The 16,219-nt window shown below is 57.8% G+C and carries 15 protein-coding genes; 7 read left to right on the top strand and 8 right to left on the bottom strand.

From position 1 onward, the window contains the following. Positions 1-347: 347 nt before the first annotated feature. Positions 348-1,535, top strand: a complete 1,188-nt coding sequence (locus AMR42_RS14205; RefSeq protein WP_099534324.1) for a tol-pal system YbgF family protein — start codon at positions 348-350, stop codon at positions 1,533-1,535. On the opposite strand, the gene AMR42_RS14200 is transcribed toward AMR42_RS14205, so the two are convergent. The 6 genes from AMR42_RS14200 to thiS form a co-directional block, all read right to left on the bottom strand. Continuing rightward, positions 1,516-2,037 (bottom strand): bifunctional nuclease family protein, encoded by a 522-nt coding sequence (locus tag AMR42_RS14200; protein WP_099534323.1) that lies wholly within the window; start codon positions 2,035-2,037, stop codon positions 1,516-1,518. The genes AMR42_RS14205 and AMR42_RS14200 overlap by 20 nt on opposite strands. Positions 2,038-2,243: 206 nt before the next feature. After that, positions 2,244-2,579 carry a ribulose bisphosphate carboxylase small subunit gene (locus AMR42_RS14195; RefSeq protein ID WP_099534326.1) on the bottom strand — a complete coding sequence of 112 codons (336 nt, stop codon included), beginning with the start codon at positions 2,577-2,579 and terminating at the stop codon, positions 2,244-2,246. A 94-nt stretch (positions 2,580-2,673) separates the two neighbouring features. Then, positions 2,674-3,081 (bottom strand): chaperonin family protein RbcX, encoded by a 408-nt coding sequence (locus AMR42_RS14190; protein ID WP_099534322.1) that lies wholly within the window; start codon positions 3,079-3,081, stop codon positions 2,674-2,676. Between the two features lie 134 nt (positions 3,082-3,215). After that, the gene (locus AMR42_RS14185; protein ID WP_099534321.1) at positions 3,216-4,640 is read right to left on the bottom strand and encodes a form I ribulose bisphosphate carboxylase large subunit; all 1,425 of its coding nucleotides are present in this window, start codon (positions 4,638-4,640) and stop codon (positions 3,216-3,218) included. A 526-nt stretch (positions 4,641-5,166) separates the two neighbouring features. Continuing rightward, a complete protein-coding gene (locus AMR42_RS14180) occupies positions 5,167-7,521 on the bottom strand; it encodes a CHAT domain-containing protein (RefSeq protein WP_099534320.1) in 2,355 nt (784 codons plus the stop codon). 634 nt (positions 7,522-8,155) lie between these two features. Beyond that, a complete protein-coding gene (thiS, locus tag AMR42_RS14175; RefSeq protein WP_099534325.1) occupies positions 8,156-8,380 on the bottom strand; it encodes a sulfur carrier protein ThiS in 225 nt (74 codons plus the stop codon). Here thiS and AMR42_RS19970 point away from each other — a divergent pair. Then, positions 8,379-8,570, top strand: coding sequence for a hypothetical protein (locus AMR42_RS19970; protein WP_143473109.1), 192 nt, complete (start codon positions 8,379-8,381; stop codon positions 8,568-8,570). The two genes, thiS and AMR42_RS19970, sit on opposite strands and share 2 nt — an antisense overlap. Here AMR42_RS19970 and AMR42_RS14170 read toward each other — a convergent pair. Continuing rightward, a complete protein-coding gene (locus AMR42_RS14170; RefSeq protein WP_234407009.1) occupies positions 8,544-9,605 on the bottom strand; it encodes a thiamine phosphate synthase in 1,062 nt (353 codons plus the stop codon). The two genes, AMR42_RS19970 and AMR42_RS14170, sit on opposite strands and share 27 nt — an antisense overlap. 319 nt (positions 9,606-9,924) lie before the next feature. Here AMR42_RS14170 and AMR42_RS14165 point away from each other — a divergent pair, with 319 nt between their 5' ends. Further along, positions 9,925-10,344 (top strand): CAAD domain-containing protein, encoded by a 420-nt coding sequence (locus AMR42_RS14165; protein ID WP_099534318.1) that lies wholly within the window; start codon positions 9,925-9,927, stop codon positions 10,342-10,344. A gap of 191 nt (positions 10,345-10,535) precedes the next feature. Here AMR42_RS14165 and AMR42_RS14160 read toward each other — a convergent pair whose 3' ends face one another. Next, on the bottom strand, positions 10,536-11,849 hold the full coding sequence (locus AMR42_RS14160; RefSeq protein WP_099534317.1) for an ABC transporter substrate-binding protein: 1,314 nt from the start codon (positions 11,847-11,849) through the stop codon (positions 10,536-10,538). A gap of 299 nt (positions 11,850-12,148) precedes the next feature. Between AMR42_RS14160 and pilM the strand changes: the two genes are divergently transcribed. From pilM to AMR42_RS14135, 4 genes are all read left to right on the top strand, one after another. Continuing rightward, positions 12,149-13,300 (top strand): type IV pilus assembly protein PilM, encoded by a 1,152-nt coding sequence (gene pilM / locus AMR42_RS14150; RefSeq protein WP_099534315.1) that lies wholly within the window; start codon positions 12,149-12,151, stop codon positions 13,298-13,300. A gap of 221 nt (positions 13,301-13,521) precedes the next feature. Beyond that, positions 13,522-14,478 carry a PilN domain-containing protein gene (locus AMR42_RS14145; RefSeq protein WP_099534314.1) on the top strand — a complete coding sequence of 319 codons (957 nt, stop codon included), beginning with the start codon at positions 13,522-13,524 and terminating at the stop codon, positions 14,476-14,478. Next, the gene (locus AMR42_RS14140) at positions 14,468-15,244 is read left to right on the top strand and encodes a hypothetical protein (protein WP_099534313.1); all 777 of its coding nucleotides are present in this window, start codon (positions 14,468-14,470) and stop codon (positions 15,242-15,244) included. The genes AMR42_RS14145 and AMR42_RS14140 overlap by 11 nt, the downstream gene beginning before the upstream one ends. A 142-nt stretch (positions 15,245-15,386) precedes the next feature. Then, on the top strand, positions 15,387-16,219 hold an 833-nt coding region (locus AMR42_RS14135), incomplete at its 3' end, for an AMIN domain-containing protein (protein WP_143473108.1).

The following is a 16,219-nucleotide window of genomic DNA, read 5'->3' as shown; positions in this document are numbered from 1 at the left end:
CGTTCGGGGTGGCGTTCGGGGTGGCATTGGGGGGCGCTCCGGTTGGGTCTCGGCCCGGTGGGGCTGAGTGAGGGCGGCGGCCAGCGACTGCGGGCAAACCATGGCTCCGGTTCCGATCGCGCCAATTACAGCGCCGAGGATCGCCACTCGCAACCGCCGCCATACCTGTGCCATGCTTGGATCCATCATCACAATTCCTTCCCCTTGAATCGTTGTTAGCGTCTAGTTTGGGATCTAGATTTTTGGGATCTAGGTTTTTGGGATCTAGATTTTTGGGTTTGGTTGAATTGAGTTGAGTTTAGTTCGCCCATCCCTTGCTGCAACGGCCATCGTAGGTTCGATCGCCCATGAGTCGTCCTCCCGAAATCGATCGCGTGATCGAAGCCTTTAAAAACAAGGACTATCGCACCGCCGCCCGGTTGCTGAATCCACTGCTCACCAGCCACCCACGCGATCCTTGGGTGCAACTCTATGCGGCGCGGCTCCATGAGCTGGCGGGGCGGCCGACGGTGGCGGAACCCATTTATCGAGAGCTGCTGCGAAACACAACCAACCCCAATCCCAAGATTTTGGCCCAAGCTCGCCAGGGGTTGCAGCGATTGGAAACGGCCGATCGCACCCAACGCCAAGCCGCCATTACCCAAGCCCGAGCCGCCGCCAGCCAAGCCGTCCGTCAAGGCACGAACCAGGGCGATCGACTCCCAAAACCAGCCCACGGCATTTTAATTTTGGAGCCGATCGCCTCGGACGATCGCCCGGAAGCGGCGAAACAATTTGCCCGCATTTTTGACTTAGATCCCTACACCGCCCGGATGCAGTTGCCCAGCCGCGATTGGCGACTCTATCGCACCGGCCTCTTGGGAGAACTGCAAGTCTATGCGGAAGCCCTCCAATCGCACCAAATTCCCTGCTTTTGTGTGGATGAAAAAGCGGTACAAGCCGTCAAAACTTTCACCATCAAGCATTTCCAATCCGTTGATCCAGACCCGATCGTGATTTGCGAAAACGATCGACACCAGTTGGGAACCTTGGCTTTCCGGTGGGCAGAGGTGAGCCAGCGCGTGTTAGGAGCCGTGCCCGTGGTGGAATCGGTGATTGATTTGAATGCACGCGGCCAAATTGTGCGCCGAGATCAAACCCAAGATTGGGTTCCTCTTGTGGATTTGCATTTGCCCGATCGGGGCTGCATTTTGCGCCTTTGCGAAAGTGCCTATCAGTTCGATCGGGGTGTGGCCTTTGCGCCCATGGGATTTTCGCCCAACTCCTTTGTGCAGGAATTGGATGACGGTCGCCCCACCCGGCGCACCCAATGGAACGCCCTCGTGACCTTTGTGGCTCAACAAACCCCGATCGCCCGGGTGTTTGATCGGTTCACCGGCTTTGCGGAAACAGCCTTGGATTACCGAGAATTGCTCGATCGGCTCAATCCCCAAATCCCTGTTCCTCGCCGCAACGCCCAGCCCATGCGCGAAGATGCCGCCTTCGCCCTTTACAGCCGCGTCAGCTTCTGTCGCCCTAACTCTCCGATTCGCTAGTCGGCTCACCCTGGAAACGATTGCCCCGCTCCGAGAAATCCTCCGGGCGTAAATTGGCAAGAAAGTCCCGAAAAGCGGCCTGCTCGGCCTCGTCCGCGTCCCGATCGACCGGCACCGAAGCATCGGCAATCACCTCCTCCATCACCCAAATGGGGCTATCGGTGCGCAGGGCCAGGGCGATCGCGTCGCTTGGGCGCGCATCAATATCCTTTTGCACATCCCCTTGCCGTACACAGAGCACCGCATAGAACGTGCCATCTTGCAGCGAATGGACAATCACCTTCTCCAGGGTCATTTCCCAAGCCTGGAGCAGATTCGCCATCAAATCATGGGTGAGCGGGCGCGGCGGTGGCCGATCCTCCATGGCACTGATGATCGCCTTGGCTTGATCCGGCCCAATGTAGATCGGGAGGGCACGCCGATCGGCCGTATCTCGAAGCAACACGATCGGCGTGCGGCTCGCCGCATCCAATGCAATTCCCGCAACCTTCATTTCCACCATAGACCCAGCATCCGTAGCATCCGTGAGCGATTGACCGGTATTCGCCTTCAAGCCTGTTCTCAGTATGCCCTGCCAATCGGCGGGATTACGGAAAAAACCCGCAGAAAAACAAACAGGGGCGAGTCAACCTCACCCCTGCTGCTGATTCAAAATGACCACTTTAGCCGCTAACGATCTCGATCGCGCTAGCTAGCTCCCACCGCGACTTAGTAGCGGCTCAGGTTAGGACGGTGCACAATGAAGCCCACCGATTGGCACTGCTTGATGTTGTCGAAGCCCACAACACGGATGTAGCAGTTGCCATATTCCGAGCGGCAAGCTTGCACTTCGGTCAACACTTCTTGCACCGAACGTGCGTTGAACAGAGGCAACTTCCACATCGTCCAGTAGTACACCTCGGGATCCGAGTTCTCGTTGAACTCAACACCGGGGATGTAGCCCTGGTCGATCATGTACTGGATTTGCTTGGCGATCTGTTGGTCGCTGAGGGGAGGCAGATACGAGAAGGTCTCAAAACGACGCTCTTTGGGCAGAGTCTTCATGCCAGTTGTCTCCAAACGGGGCGAAGAGAAAAAACTTCAACGAATGCAATTCGAATGCGATTCACTCATCCCGTGGCTAATTCCAGAAGTGGAATTAATCATCGATCGAGTGGTCACCCGATCGCCGCTCCGATTCCAGGAGTCGATCAGGTTCCTCAGCCAAAACCAGTTGTGTTAGCCGTTCGAGGTGCTGGCGACGGAGATGGCCATTGGACTTTTGAACCCCTTCACGCACCATCTCCGGCAAATAGTCAGTCACATCACTGACCAACTCATCACGCACCGTCATCAGACGAAAGGCCAAATCCGGATCAACAGTCAGCAGGGATTGCAAATAGGCTTCCCCATCTTGCAAGTTGCTCTCCGCCGAAAACCGATGCAGCCAAACCGCCTTGGGGGGATTAGTTTCATGTAGTTGCGCGAGGACAGTCCGCATTGCCTGGTAGGTCAAATAGCTTTGCAGCGTTTTGGCCGTATCCTTGGCAATTTGCTTGAGATCCATACGCAGCCTCCGCGATCGCCCAACGTTCTCACGATGCTAGACGATCGCAGCTTCAGAAACCGCTACCGGCTTACCGATTTCCATCGGTGCGCAGCTTCCCCCTCGATCGGCCAATCAACCGGTTCGCCGCATCATCAGACGGTATCAACCGCCTCGAACTCGAACTTGATTTCCTTCCACAGTTCCAGGGCCACAGCCAGATCAGGAGACCAACGAGCAGCCTCACGCAGGATGTCGCCGCCTTCACGCAGCAGGTTGCGGCCTTCGTTACGGGCTTGGACGCAAGCTTCCAGAGCCACGCGGTTCGCCGTTGCACCCGGAGCATTACCCCAGGGGTGACCCAGCGTACCACCGCCGAATTGCAGCACCGCGTCATCACCGAAGATGTCAACCAGTGCGGGCATGTGCCACACGTGGATACCACCTGAAGCCACGGCCATCACGCCCGGCATCGAAGCCCAGTCTTGGGTGAAGTAGATCCCACGGCTGCGGTCTTGCTCGATGTAGTTTTCGCGCAGCAAGTCCACGAAGCCCAGGGTCACGGCTTGGTCGCCTTCCAGCTTACCGACCACCGTACCGGTGTGGATGTGGTCACCACCGGACATCCGCAAGCACTTCGACAGCACGCGGAAGTGGATCCCGTGGTTCTTTTGACGGTCGATTACCGCGTGCATAGCGCGGTGGATGTGCAGCAGCACGCCGTTGTTACGGCACCAGTGCGACAGGGTGGTGTTGGCGGTGAAGCCAGCCGTCAAGAAGTCATGCATGATGATGGGCATTTCGAGTTCTTTGGCGTACTCGGCCCGCTTCAGCATTTCTTCGCAGGTGGCAGCGGTCACGTTCAGGTAGTGACCCTTGATTTCGCCGGTTTCCGCTTGCGCCTTGTGAATGGCATCAGCCACAAACAAGAAGCGATCGCGCCAACGTTGGAAGGGCTGCGAGTTGATGTTTTCGTCGTCTTTGGTGAAGTCCAGACCGCCGCGCAGACATTCGTAAACAGCACGACCGTAGTTCTTCGCCGACAGACCCAGTTTGGGTTTGATGGTGCAACCCAGCAGGGGACGACCGTACTTGTTAATCCGATCGCGCTCTACTTGGATCCCGTGCGGGGGGCCTTGGAAGGTCTTCAGGTAAGCGACGGGAATCCGCAAGTCTTCCAGACGCAGCGCTTTCAGGGCCTTAAAGCCGAAAACGTTACCCACCAGCGAGGTCAGCAGGTTGGTAACGGAGCCTTCTTCGAACAGATCCAGGGGATAGGCGATGTAGGCAATGTATTGGTTGTCTTCACCGGGAACCGGCTCTAGATCGTAGCAACGACCCTTGTAGCGATCGAGGTCGGTCAGCAGGTCAGTCCACACAGTGGTCCAAGTCCCGGTCGAGGACTCAGCGGCCACGGCTGCCCCAGCTTCTTCCGGGGGAACGCCCGGTTGCGGGGTCATGCGGAACGCAGCCAAAATATCAGTATCTTTCGGCGTGTAGTCCGGCGTGTAATAGGTCAGCTTGTAGTCTTTTACGCCAGCGTCGTAGCCAGCTTTTGATTGCGTCTGTGCGTAAGCCATAACGTCCCTTCCTAAGAACTGCTTCGTCGATCGAGGGTCGGCGAAAGTGGTGGGCGATTGAGAGATCAGCAGCGTCTTCACAGCAGAATCTTGCGAAGCCCCTTAGATCTTGGAGCTTCGCAAACCGAGGAATGCGAACCGCATTATGCAAATTGCATTATTTTCGATGAATCGGCGCTTAGACGAGCGATCAAGCAGCTAGAAATCCGAGAGAAGCAGTTTCTTCAAAGGTGACGGTCGAGACGATACCGCCAACGGGCTGCACTCTCGCGAAGTTGTAGCCGAATTGCCCAAAAAAAATATATCAGGAAAGGTATAGCTAGAACTTTGCAAATACTTTGGGATCTTATGAATTTTCGTAATTAACGTTACGGTTCGTAGCAAAGGCGATCGAGCATTGGGATCGAGAAAACGGGGCAAAGGGGCACAGCGCAAGCCAACGGAGCCAAACTCTGGCCAACAAAGGGGGGATCTGGCCCCGGTTTTGGGGTCGCTCGATCGGGGCAAATGGCAAGATTTCAAAAGATTACGATCGGCTGAGTAGTTGCTGCCATTGACTGAGGGCCAGCTCTGTCCAGAGCCAATTTTGCGCCAAAACGGGGGGCTGAAACTGGCTGCCAGCGTTGGCTTGCACCTGATCACGGTAGCGAATGGCCTGTTGCAGGGCTGCGGAGTCGTTGTTTTGTTGGGCCCGGGCCTGGGCCACCAGTGCGAGTCCGGCTTGGGCGGTGAGGGCCAGGTTATCGCTGAGGATGGCTCCGTCAGCCGTTTGGGAGAGGTTCAGGGATTCGGCAAAGGCTTGCTCAGCTCGATCGAGGGTTTGGGTCTGAAAATGCGCAAACCCTAAGGCCAGGTGATAGCGCGGATCATTGGGGTTTTGTTGAATGGCCAGCTCCCAAAACCGCTGGGCATCGTTGAAGCTGTAGTCCGGTTGCTGTTGGCGTGCCAGTTGCCAGGTCACCCGCCCGCGCAAGAAGAGGGTTTCGGCGGTGTCTTGGCTGTTGGGGAGGGTTTGCAGCACGTCCCGGGCAATGGCGGCGGCGTTGCGGTTGGGGGCCAGCAGGGCTTCGATCGCCTGAACAGCGGTGGGGAGTTGCTTTTGGCGCAAGGCTTGCAGGGCGATCGCCTGCACTGTTTCCGTGTCGGTGTTGTTCCAGTCGTTTGGCGGATTCAGGGATTGGGCGATCGGGGCGGTGGGTTGGGGCGTTGGCTGCGATTGGGTTCCCGATCGGGCCCCCGTCCACCACAACCCGCCCGCCCCCAACAGCACGGCCAAGGCTCCGGCCACTAACCAAGATTGGGGCACTGTGACGGCCTTGGCAGCCCCCGATCGGGCAGCGTTGTCCGCGTCGGCGGATCCCAGGTCAAACCGAGGGTGCGATCGATCCGCCAATGGAGCCGCAGGGGATGAGGCCGCAGCGGATGAGGAGGCCGCAGAAAATAAATGCCCCTGACCCTCTTGGCCCTTTTGATGATTGGAGCCACCCTGGCTCGCTGCCGGGTGATCACCCCTTGAGGCATCTGAGGGCGATCGCGCCACCAGCTCCTCCAGATTCACCGCCATGGTTTGGTCAGCCCACTGATCATCCGCTAGCTGCTCATCCGCCAGTCCCTTGAGGGGCATTGGGGGCCGCAACCCCGACTCATCGGGCGATCGGGGCGTGGTGGGCAGTGGCTCACCGTTGGGAATTAAGGGCGATCGCCCCGGCAGCGAGATGGGTACACCCGCCGCAAATAGCAGCCCGTCAAAATCGGGATGCAAATACAAAATGGGCAAGGCCCAATAGAACTGCGCCGAACCATAGGTGGAAACCAACCCCTGACGCATTCGACTGGTGGCTAAATCTAGGGAATAGTCTGGACGCAGGTTGCGATAAAACAACTGCATCAGAGTAATCGCCACATCATCGGGAATTTGCTCCGACATGGCCAGCACCCCCGGCACACCGCGCCGCATCAGGGCCGCCGCCAACGTGTCCGCATCGGTTTCCGGCGCATCCGATCGATAAACCGGCGAGTCGCTGCCCCGACAAGAATTCAAAAAAGCCAGCCACACGCCGTTATTCACCAACAGCCCCGCCAAGTCGTTGCCCGCCAAGGGTTCCGCCAGACCCGTGCGCCGATTCACCAAGTGCAAACTGCCCCCATCGGGGCCCGGGTCACTGTGGCCGGCGTAGTGAAAAACATGGTATTGCCCCTGTTCAAGGGCGTGGGTGAGTTGTTCCCGATCGGGCTGATCCAAAACATCAATTTCCATGTGGGCGGTGGTTTGTTGCAGCTCTTGGCGCAACCGCCCCACTTCTTGCTCCACGGCTAAGGCCGCTTGGTCGTCGGGAGCCGCCAGGGCCACCAAAATTCGCAATGAGTCTGAACGGCGCAGGGTCAACCGCCGCGCATCAAAGCTACCGGAGCGGCCAAACTGCGATCGATAGCGAGAAAAGGTGATGTCCGTGCCCGTGGTCAACAGTCGCCCATCGCCATAGAGCGCTTCCCAGGGCAATTGCAGCAATCGATCGCCCCGCAGTCCCAACCGCAAATGCAGTGCCGCATCTTGGCTATCGGCCACGCTTTGGGCAGAAATCCATCGATCGCGAATGGAGCCTTGAAATAAAGCGCTGTATAGCTGTTCTCCCAAGGCCACCAGACTGGCCAGACGCTCATCGGTTGCTGGCTCCGTGCGAAACAGATCCCACAGGGGATCCGCCATCAACCGTTCCGCCTGCACCAACCATTCCCCGATCGGCCAAATGGCTTGCTCCTCTGCCAACATCACTCCCTTAGGCGCTCGCTCCGTGCGAATCAACACCCGATCGTCCCCACCCAACGGCGTAATCGACAGGTGAAATTCCAAGACGGCTTTGGCGATCACGGAAGTCGGCATAGGACAAGGGCGCTACAGCGGGCGAACAATCAGACAGCCAAAAATCAGACAGCCATAGGGTGGCAATGGAAAAAAGCGAACAAAAGGAAAGCGAACAAGCGGAAAGTAAATAAGAACAATCAAAAACCAAACTAGCTAAAACTTTTTTCGTCAGCTTCTCCGGATCAACCGTATGGTTCTGCGAAGGGAAAAGACAGGTAGATGCACCCTGACGATATCTCAGCTCTCCGCCTTCGGGTGGGGAGCTTTTTTTTGCGATCGCGCCCCGTCGGACGATCGGTTTAGATGATCGGTGAGCAATCGGTGGAGATCACTGGGTGATCACTGGGCAATCAGTAGCGATCGGTGAGCAATCAACCTGATGGGCAATCAACCTAAATCGACCTAAATCGACCTAAACCGACCTCAATCAACCTGAATCGTTATTGCCCTGGATCCGAATTTCCTGAATTGCAATTTCCCGAGTCGCAATCCTTCAAAATCATCCGCTTCAAAATCATCCGCCTTTGATGGTTTGGGTATCGGTGGGCAATCCATCCCGATCGGGCCCGATCGGGCAATTCCGACGACTCCATCTCCAGATTGTCGGCCCGCCTACCTGACAGACAAGGGGGCTAAACCCCTAGCCCCACCCTTAGCCGCCACCCACGATCGTGACAATCTCCAGCCGATCGCCCCCCTGTAGCGTGGTGCGCTCCCAGAACTGCCGATGCAAGATTTCACCGTTATATTCCACAGCCACCAAACGCGGATTTAGTCCCAATTGTGTCAAAAAATCCGGGAGCTGCGTGCCAGGAGCACAGTGGCGGGCTTCGCCATTCACCTGCAAGGCAACGGTTGAACTGGATAGCTCACTCATGAAGGATCCTCCAAAACGGCTCAAAAACGGCTCAAAGGGCCTGGATGTGTGGAAAGTTTGCTGCAATTGGGGCAACAGTCGCGGCGATCGGGTTGTGCCCCCCGTCCTGCCCAAAGGACTCAAGGGCTTGGAGTTAAAAGGCGCGAAGTTAGAAGACGTGAAGTTATCGGGCGTAAAGTTGGGACAGTAAATATTGAGTGACTTGTTTGGGTTGCTCTGCGGCCATCAGGGCCCGCACCACGGCCACCCGTTGCGCACCGGCTTCCAAAACGGCCGGCAAGTTTTGGGCATCAATGCCCCCGATCGCAAACCAGGGAACCGGCGACTTTTCCGCCGCAAAGGCCACATACTCCAACCCAGCGGCCGCCTTGCCCGCTTTGGTGGGGGTTTCATAGACGGGGCCCACACCGATGTAATCAGCACCACCTCGCAGGGCCCGCTCCATTTCAGTCGGGTTGGTGGTGGAGCAGCCAATGAGATATTCGGGCCCCAAAATTTGCCGGGCCGCTTCCAAAGGAAAATCCTGCTGACCCAGGTGAACCCCATCGGCCCCGACGGCGATCGCCACATCAACCCGATCGTTCACCAAAAACAGCGCCCCGTAGTGATGGCACAAGTCGCAAAGTCGTTGGGCATTGGCCAAGCGCCGCCCATCGTCCTCGTTTTTGTCGCGATATTGCACGAGGGACAGCCCCCCCTTGAGGGCCTCTTCCACCACTTCAAAGAGGTATTCATGGGGTGAGGTGACCAAATAAAGCCGGGCAGCCGCCAATTGTTGGTGGCGGTTCCGTCCCTGCAAACGGCTCTCTAGGCTATAGGTTTGGTAACGCAGTTGCTTGCAAGCTTGGGATAGCTCGGGGGATAGCAGCTTGCCATATTCCTCGATCGAACGGAGGGCTTCCTGCACTCGGCACAGATTGGCCTGCAAAACGGCTTGAATGCTCGATCGGGTCTCTTCGTTGCTGTGGGTCAGGGCTGTGCCGGGATCAGCGGGGGTGTTGCGGGCCGATCGCATTTCATCGCTGTGCCATTGGGCTAATTCGTGGCGCATGGCTTTGCACTGCTCGGTGAGTTCGGCACTTTCTAGGCCAAACCGACACCATTCCTCCACAATCCGCAGCCCCTCCCGGGCCCGATCGAGGTTGGCATCCAAAATTCGCAAAACGGCCGATCGGGTCGATCGGGATTGAGAAGCCAGTCCCCGTTGTTCCATTGGTTCACTCATGGTTTCGCCCTGCTCAACAAAACTTCCATCTACCGATATTCATCGGCCGTGCTAGCTTGGTTAGACTTTCGGCAGGCCCCTTGCCGGGCGATCGTCCCAGGATTGCAGTTCTGAAGAGTCTAGGGTATTTTCCTAGCTAAACCACGATCGCTCGATCGGGAATGCCCCTCGCTCCAGCCCAACCCACCACACACCGGACTGACTGCGTAAACCGTGAGCTGTCCCCCCAAAACAACTGTTCCCATCGGATGTTTTGATCGGACAGTCCCCCTTTGCGGCAGCAGTCTACTATCGAAACGCTGTATATCGGTCGTGAACAATGGAACCCGAACTGCAAAAATCTGACTATGCCGACGCTGGCTCCGTAAGTGCCGAAAAAGGCGGTTCGCTAGCCCCGGCCAGTAGCGAAGAAGCAAGCAACGCTGAGTTTCAGCAAATCCTTGACCAAGTTTCTGACTTTTTGGCCAAACTGCCGGAATACATCGGCAAGTTCTATGGCGAATACCGTCAGCCCGTAGTCACCGTCGCTCTGATTGTTTTCGCGCTGATTTCAGTGAAGATCCTGTTGGCCCTGTTGGGTGCAATCAACGAGATCCCGCTGCTGTCGCCCACGTTCGAGCTGATTGGGGCCACCTACACCGGTTGGTTCATTTATCGCTACCTGCTGCGGGCCGAAAACCGTCAGGAACTCTCCAGCAAGATTGCAACCCTGAAGGGTCAGGTGTTGGGTCAAAAGTAGTTTCCTGGTTGGCTATGGAGATTGGGCAATCTCAGGCCGCGCCAGTTCCTATCGCTCGATCGCCCCTTGCCACGGGTGAGGTGTTTGATCGCAAACCGGTGCGGTATCGATCGCAACCCCAATTTTCGACCAAGACCGATGAAAGGGACAGCCCTGTGTGGTGCTGTCCCTTTTGATGTTTGGGAATCTACCTAGCTGGGGGCTAAACGATTCCACTCGATCGCCGCATCCCGCAGGGCTTGATCAACGCTTTTTTCGTCTAGCAACGCGCCTTGGATGTTTTCATACAAAATTTGCTGAAGATCCTTCAGGTTTTTAATTGGGGGCAGCAACACGCGGGCGCTGGTCAGTTGGTCGGCGGCAATTTTGCGGGCTTGGTCGATCGCGCTGGCGTTGCCTTGGCGCGTGGCCTGGGCCAGGCTAGCCCGCAAGCTGGCCAGAGCGCCTTGGGTGGAGGGCAACACGTTGGCAGCCTGGGCAAAGCTGAGTTGGTGGCGATCGTCCGTTAAAAACAGGGCAAAATCGACGGCCGCTTCGGCTCGGGGCGATTTTTTGGGAATGGTGAGATTCATCACGGCCACGCTGCGCACCCCGGAGGAACCGACCACTTGGGGAGCCGCCGCCGACAGGGCCGCGATCGAGGGGGCATTGGTGGCGATCGCATTCAAAAATTCAGGACTGGAACCAACCAGGGCCGATTCTCCCGCCTGATATAGCTCAATGCCGCGACGGTGGCCTTGGGTGAGGGCTTCCGGGGGTAACCAGCCCCGCCGAAACAGGTTAACCCAGTAGTTCACGGCGGCTCGCCCGGCGGCCGACTCAAAGGCGGCCCGCCCCCGATCGTCCACCAAGGTCACCCCCATTTGCACCAAGGCTTCCAGCACCTCAGCCGAATCATTGGGAGCAAAGGTGATGAAAAAGCCGTATTTGCCAGTTTTTTCGCGCACCCGTTGGGCCAACTCCGCCAAGTCTTCGTAGGTGGCGGGTGGCCGATCGATCCCGGCCCGTTCCAGGAGCGATCGGTTGTAAATCGTCACCTTGGTGGTCAAATACCAAGGCACGCCAAAGGGTTCGCCCCCGATCGCGTTCGCTTGCCAGATATTGGGCAAATAGCGCCTTTGAACGGCCGCAGGCACCCGATCGCCCAAGGTCAGCCAAGCCCCGCGTGCCGCCAGCCGGGAGGCAAAGCTGGGGTTCAAATTCACCACATCCGGAGCTTGGCGGGCCGCCACCGCCGTCAGAATTTTGCTTTCCATGGCGGCCCAGGGCACATCGAGCCAATTCACCCGCAGGCCCGATCGAGCCGATTCAAACTCCCCGATCGCCCGCTGAAAATAGTCCGTGAATTTGGGCTGGAGCTGCATTGTCCAAAATTGCAGCGCCGATGATGAACTCGATCGGCCACAGGCCGCCAGCCCGATCGCCGTGCCGCCAGCCAACTGCAAGAACGATCGACGGCTCCACCCTCCGTGCTGCCCTCTCCGCTGCATCTTGGCCATCCCCATGGTGCTCTCTCCGAATTTACACGGAATTTTGCGGCGATTTCCCGATCGCCGTCAATCGTGAAAACCTACGGCCAGCAAGATTTCTTTACCCTCGGGTATGGCGATCTTAAACGAAATTGGATACCATGCGTCGTAGTCCATGGTAGTGCTGAAACCATCAGCGTTTTCGGCTTTTTGAGCCATCCATTCCCTGCCTGCCAACCCATTTGGGGCCAAACAATCCCCCTGATTTTGGATCCCTGATGGTTGCCCATCGGCCCCTTGACTGCCATTTTCGGGTCTCCTAACCGTCCCCAACTATGAACGCTGCTGGAAACTTGTTTGCCCCCTTAACCAACGCGATCGGCAGTCTCTTAGGAGGCGGTAAAAAAGGCATCGGCATCGAAATTTCACCCGAACGAATTAACCTGGTTCAACTCCAAAAAAAGGGCCAGAAATTTAAGCTCAATATCCTCTCCTCCGTGGAAGTTCCTGAAGGCGTGATTGAAGAGGGAGCGATTGTGGATCCCCCCGCCGCCGCCGAACTCATTCAGGCGGTCATTCAAGATAGCCGCGTCAAGGTCAAGGAAGTGGCCACGGCGATTCCGGGGCGCGAAACCGTGATTCGGCTAATTCCTGTGCCAGCGGAACTCAATGATGATGAACTGCGGCAATACATGAACCAGGAAGCGGGTCTTTATCTGCCTTTTCCTCGGGAAGAAGCGGATGTTGACTATCAAAAACTCGGCTACTTCACCGATGAAGATGGAATCGAAAAGGTGCAAGTGTTGCTGGTGGCCACACGTCGAGAAGTCACTGATGCTTATCTGGACACCTTTGAGCAGGCGGGGCTACGAATCAAGACCTTAGAAATCAGCAGCTTTGCCCTGATCCGAACCATCCGCGAACAGCTCCGGGGCTATGCTTCCAATCAGGCCGTGGTGCTGGTGGATATTCAGTTTGATAGCAGTGAAATTGCGATTGTGGTGGATGGCGTGCCGCAATTTTCGCGGACAGTCCCGATCGGGACATTACAGATGCAAGAGGCCTTGAATCGGGCCATGAACACGCCTCCCAGCCGCAGCACGGACATGCTGATGGAGATGACCATTCCCATTTCGCAAATCGAGGCCGTGGGGGCCGCTTCGGGCACAACGGGCATGAGTCCCGGTTCGGTGGCGATTGTGAAGATGATGGGCGAGTTAGCCGATGAGTTGCGGCGATCAGTCGATTTCTATCTCAACCAAAGCGAAAATTTGGAAATTGCCCAGTTGATGTTGGCGGGGCCCGGCGCGGCGATCGGGGAAATTGATGAGTTTTTTACCCAACGGTTAAACGTGCCCGTGATGCGGGTTGACCCGATCGAGTCCTTGGGTTTGGAGGCCGACAGCGACATCACCGAAGCCCAACGCGCCAGCTTGGGAGTCGTGTTAGGGTTGGGGCTGCGGAATGCACTCGATGACCGGGAATAGGGGGCCCTAGCACGTAGCCACTGACGCGCAGCCATTGACTCGCAAGGGTTGTTGCTGTTACCCCTGTTGGTTAATGTCGGTTCAACCGCTCAACTTCTGAATTGACCCATCGACTCCCTGCCCGATCGCCCCTTGTCGATCGTCCGCCCTTCTGCCCCGGGTGATGACCGAGCTGAATCCCGAGACTGCAAACCCCGAGCCACCCGACTGTTGCCCTCGCTATGTATAGTCTCAACATCAACTTCCTGAAGGATCGCCCCGAGTACCAAACCGCCGGGGCCGGCAAAACATCGGGTGCGGCTGTCGCCCAGGCAAGTAAGTTGCCGCTGATTTTGGGTGTGATGGTGGGTTTGGCGGTTCCGGCGGCCATCGGTGGATTTTGGGGCTATCTCCAACTCCAAAAAGCCGCCTTGGAACAGAGCCAAGCCGAACTCAATAAAGACTTGCAGGAATTGGAAGCGGAATTGGCCAAAGCGGCCCAGGCCGAAGCAGAGATGAAGGCGATCGACCAGCTCACCCAAGGCTTGGTGGGGGTGTTCAGTCGCGTGAAGTCTTGGTCTGCCCTGCTGGGTGATTTGCGCGATCGATTGCCGGTGGGCGTGCAGATGACGGCCATCCGCGAGGTCGAAGACAAGAACGCTGCCACCGCCGCCGCCGCCAGCACCCCTAAGCCCAGCCCCGGCGCGGCCGCCGCCAGTGCGAGCAAATCCATTCGCCCCCCGAAAACCCTGACCATCGAGGGTTATGCCAACTCTCTGGAAGGGGTGGGCGAGTTTTTGCTGTTGCTGCAAAAGTCGCCCTTTTTGGATGCGGCTAAAACCCAGTTAGTGGGCAGCCAGGCGATCGATAACCCCGCCCAGATCGTCCAGGCGAACCAAGAGGTGCAAGATGGCATTGCCTATGTGCTAGCCGCGCCCCCGCCCACTGCGGCGGCCGCCGGTGGCCAAGTTAGAATCGTTGCGCCGAAGGTCATTAAGTACACGATTCAGTCGGCTTACACGACCAAGCCCGCCGAAGAGTTGCTGCCGGTGCTCGATCGCAACGGAGCCTCCGGCCTTGTGGTGCGCATCGAAACCATTCGCCGCATTTTGGCTGAACAAGGCAAAACCCCCAACACCGGTCTCACCCCACCGGCCGGCGACAGCGAGCCTAAGGAGAATACCAACAATGGCGTTTAGCGCACAGCAAGCGGTCACGGAACCCAGCGATCCCGTTGTTTTTGGGATTACCTTCACACCCACCATCCTGGGCGGTGTTGTGGCCGCCGTCGGTGTCATTGGCGGCGTGGCGCTCCTGATTCAGGTGGTGATGCCCCAATACGAAGAATACAAAAAGCTTGAAGAGGATGTGGCCACCAAACGAGAACGACTAGAGCAGGTGGCCGAAGAAAAGCGCAAGGTGCAGCAAACTCTCGACAATTTGCAGCGGGCCCGCGCCACCCAAGAGCAAGTGCTGGCTTTGTTTCCCGCTCCCACCACGGTTTCGGTGCTGCCGCTGGATCTCAACCGGATTGTTTCCGAACAGTTTGGCCAAATCACCAAACTGGAACCTGTCCCGGTCAAAAGTCCATCGGAGGAGATGGTCACCGATGGCTCTTGGGGCGATGCGGTCAACAGCAAAATTCGGCAACTGGTGCTGAAGGTGGGGTTCGAGGCGGACTACGATCGCACCGGCAACATCCTGCGCAACCTTGAGCGCTATCAGTCGATGCTGGCGATCGATGATTTGACCTCCGAGCTAAAACTCTCCAAGCAGGCGGTGCGGTTTGATGACAAAACTGGGCAGTTTGTCGCCCAAGGTGCGCCCCAGGTTCGGATTCAAACCAATTTTTCGTTAAAGGTGCTCCTACCACTCTCGGCTCGGGAGTTGGCCCAACAGGCCGCCGCCGAAGCCAACAAAGCAGGCGAAAACGCAGATAAACCGGAGGGCGAAGCACCCAAGTAATCGCCAGAAAGTAATCACGAGATTGGTGGCCGAGGGATCCGCAGCATCATGATGTTCTGACTCGATCGCCCTGGCGAACACCCATTTTCCTTTCCCTAACCCCAACAACCACGATCGACAAAACAGCAGTGAGGAGCGAACGGTGAACTACGAGCGGATTTTGGGCAATGCAGCGCTGATGGGTGGGTTGGCAACGGTGGCGATCGTGCAGCCCGCCTTGGCCGAAACCAACGTGCTGGATGTGCGGATCAGCGGCAGCGGCAGCGGCGTGGATGTGGAATTGGTGACCGATTCGGTCGATCGACCCCAGGTGTTCCTGTTGCCGCCCCAAGGAACCAGCCTGATTGCCCATGTGGCCGGCGCGCGGTTGGTGGTTCCCGGCGGCAACGTGACCCGAGCCAACCCAGCCCCCGGGATTGCGGCCGTGGAAGTGACCCAACTGGATGGCAGCACCGTCCAGGTGACGGTACGTGGCACCACGGCTCGCCCCACCGGTCGCATTCGCCCCAGCAACAACAATGCCGTTCTGCTGAGCTATGCCGGCACGACCACCCCCAGCACCCCAAGCACCCCCAGCAATACTGGCAGCCCCGTAGCCCAAACACCGGCCAACACCGGCTCGCCGGTTGGCAACGGCGCACCCAACGTCCTGGTTCCCAACCCCACCATCACCATCGATGGTCAGCCGGCCGTGCTCAGTCCGGCGGTGGCTCCTCCCACCATGCCCCGGGCGATCGCCCCACCCGTTGGCGACATTGCCATTTCCGATCTGCCGATCCAGCCCTACACCATTAACCTGGGCAGCAACCAAATCATTCCCCGTTTGGTGTTGCGAGAAGCCCCCGTGCGCGAGGTGTTGTCGCTGCTAGCCCGGGCCAGCGGCGTGAACATCGCCTTCGCCGACAACGCGGCTGGCCCCACCCCCGGCAACCCCACCGCCCCCGGCACGCCTCCCACCACCGGAGCCGACGCTCG

Origin of the sequence: Limnothrix sp. PR1529, from assembly GCF_002742025.1 — a bacterium.
In the GTDB taxonomy this organism is placed as follows: domain Bacteria; phylum Cyanobacteriota; class Cyanobacteriia; order CACIAM-69d; family CACIAM-69d; genus CACIAM-69d.
Note: the sequence above shows the minus strand (reverse complement) of the source record. Positions and strands in the feature narration are given on the sequence as shown.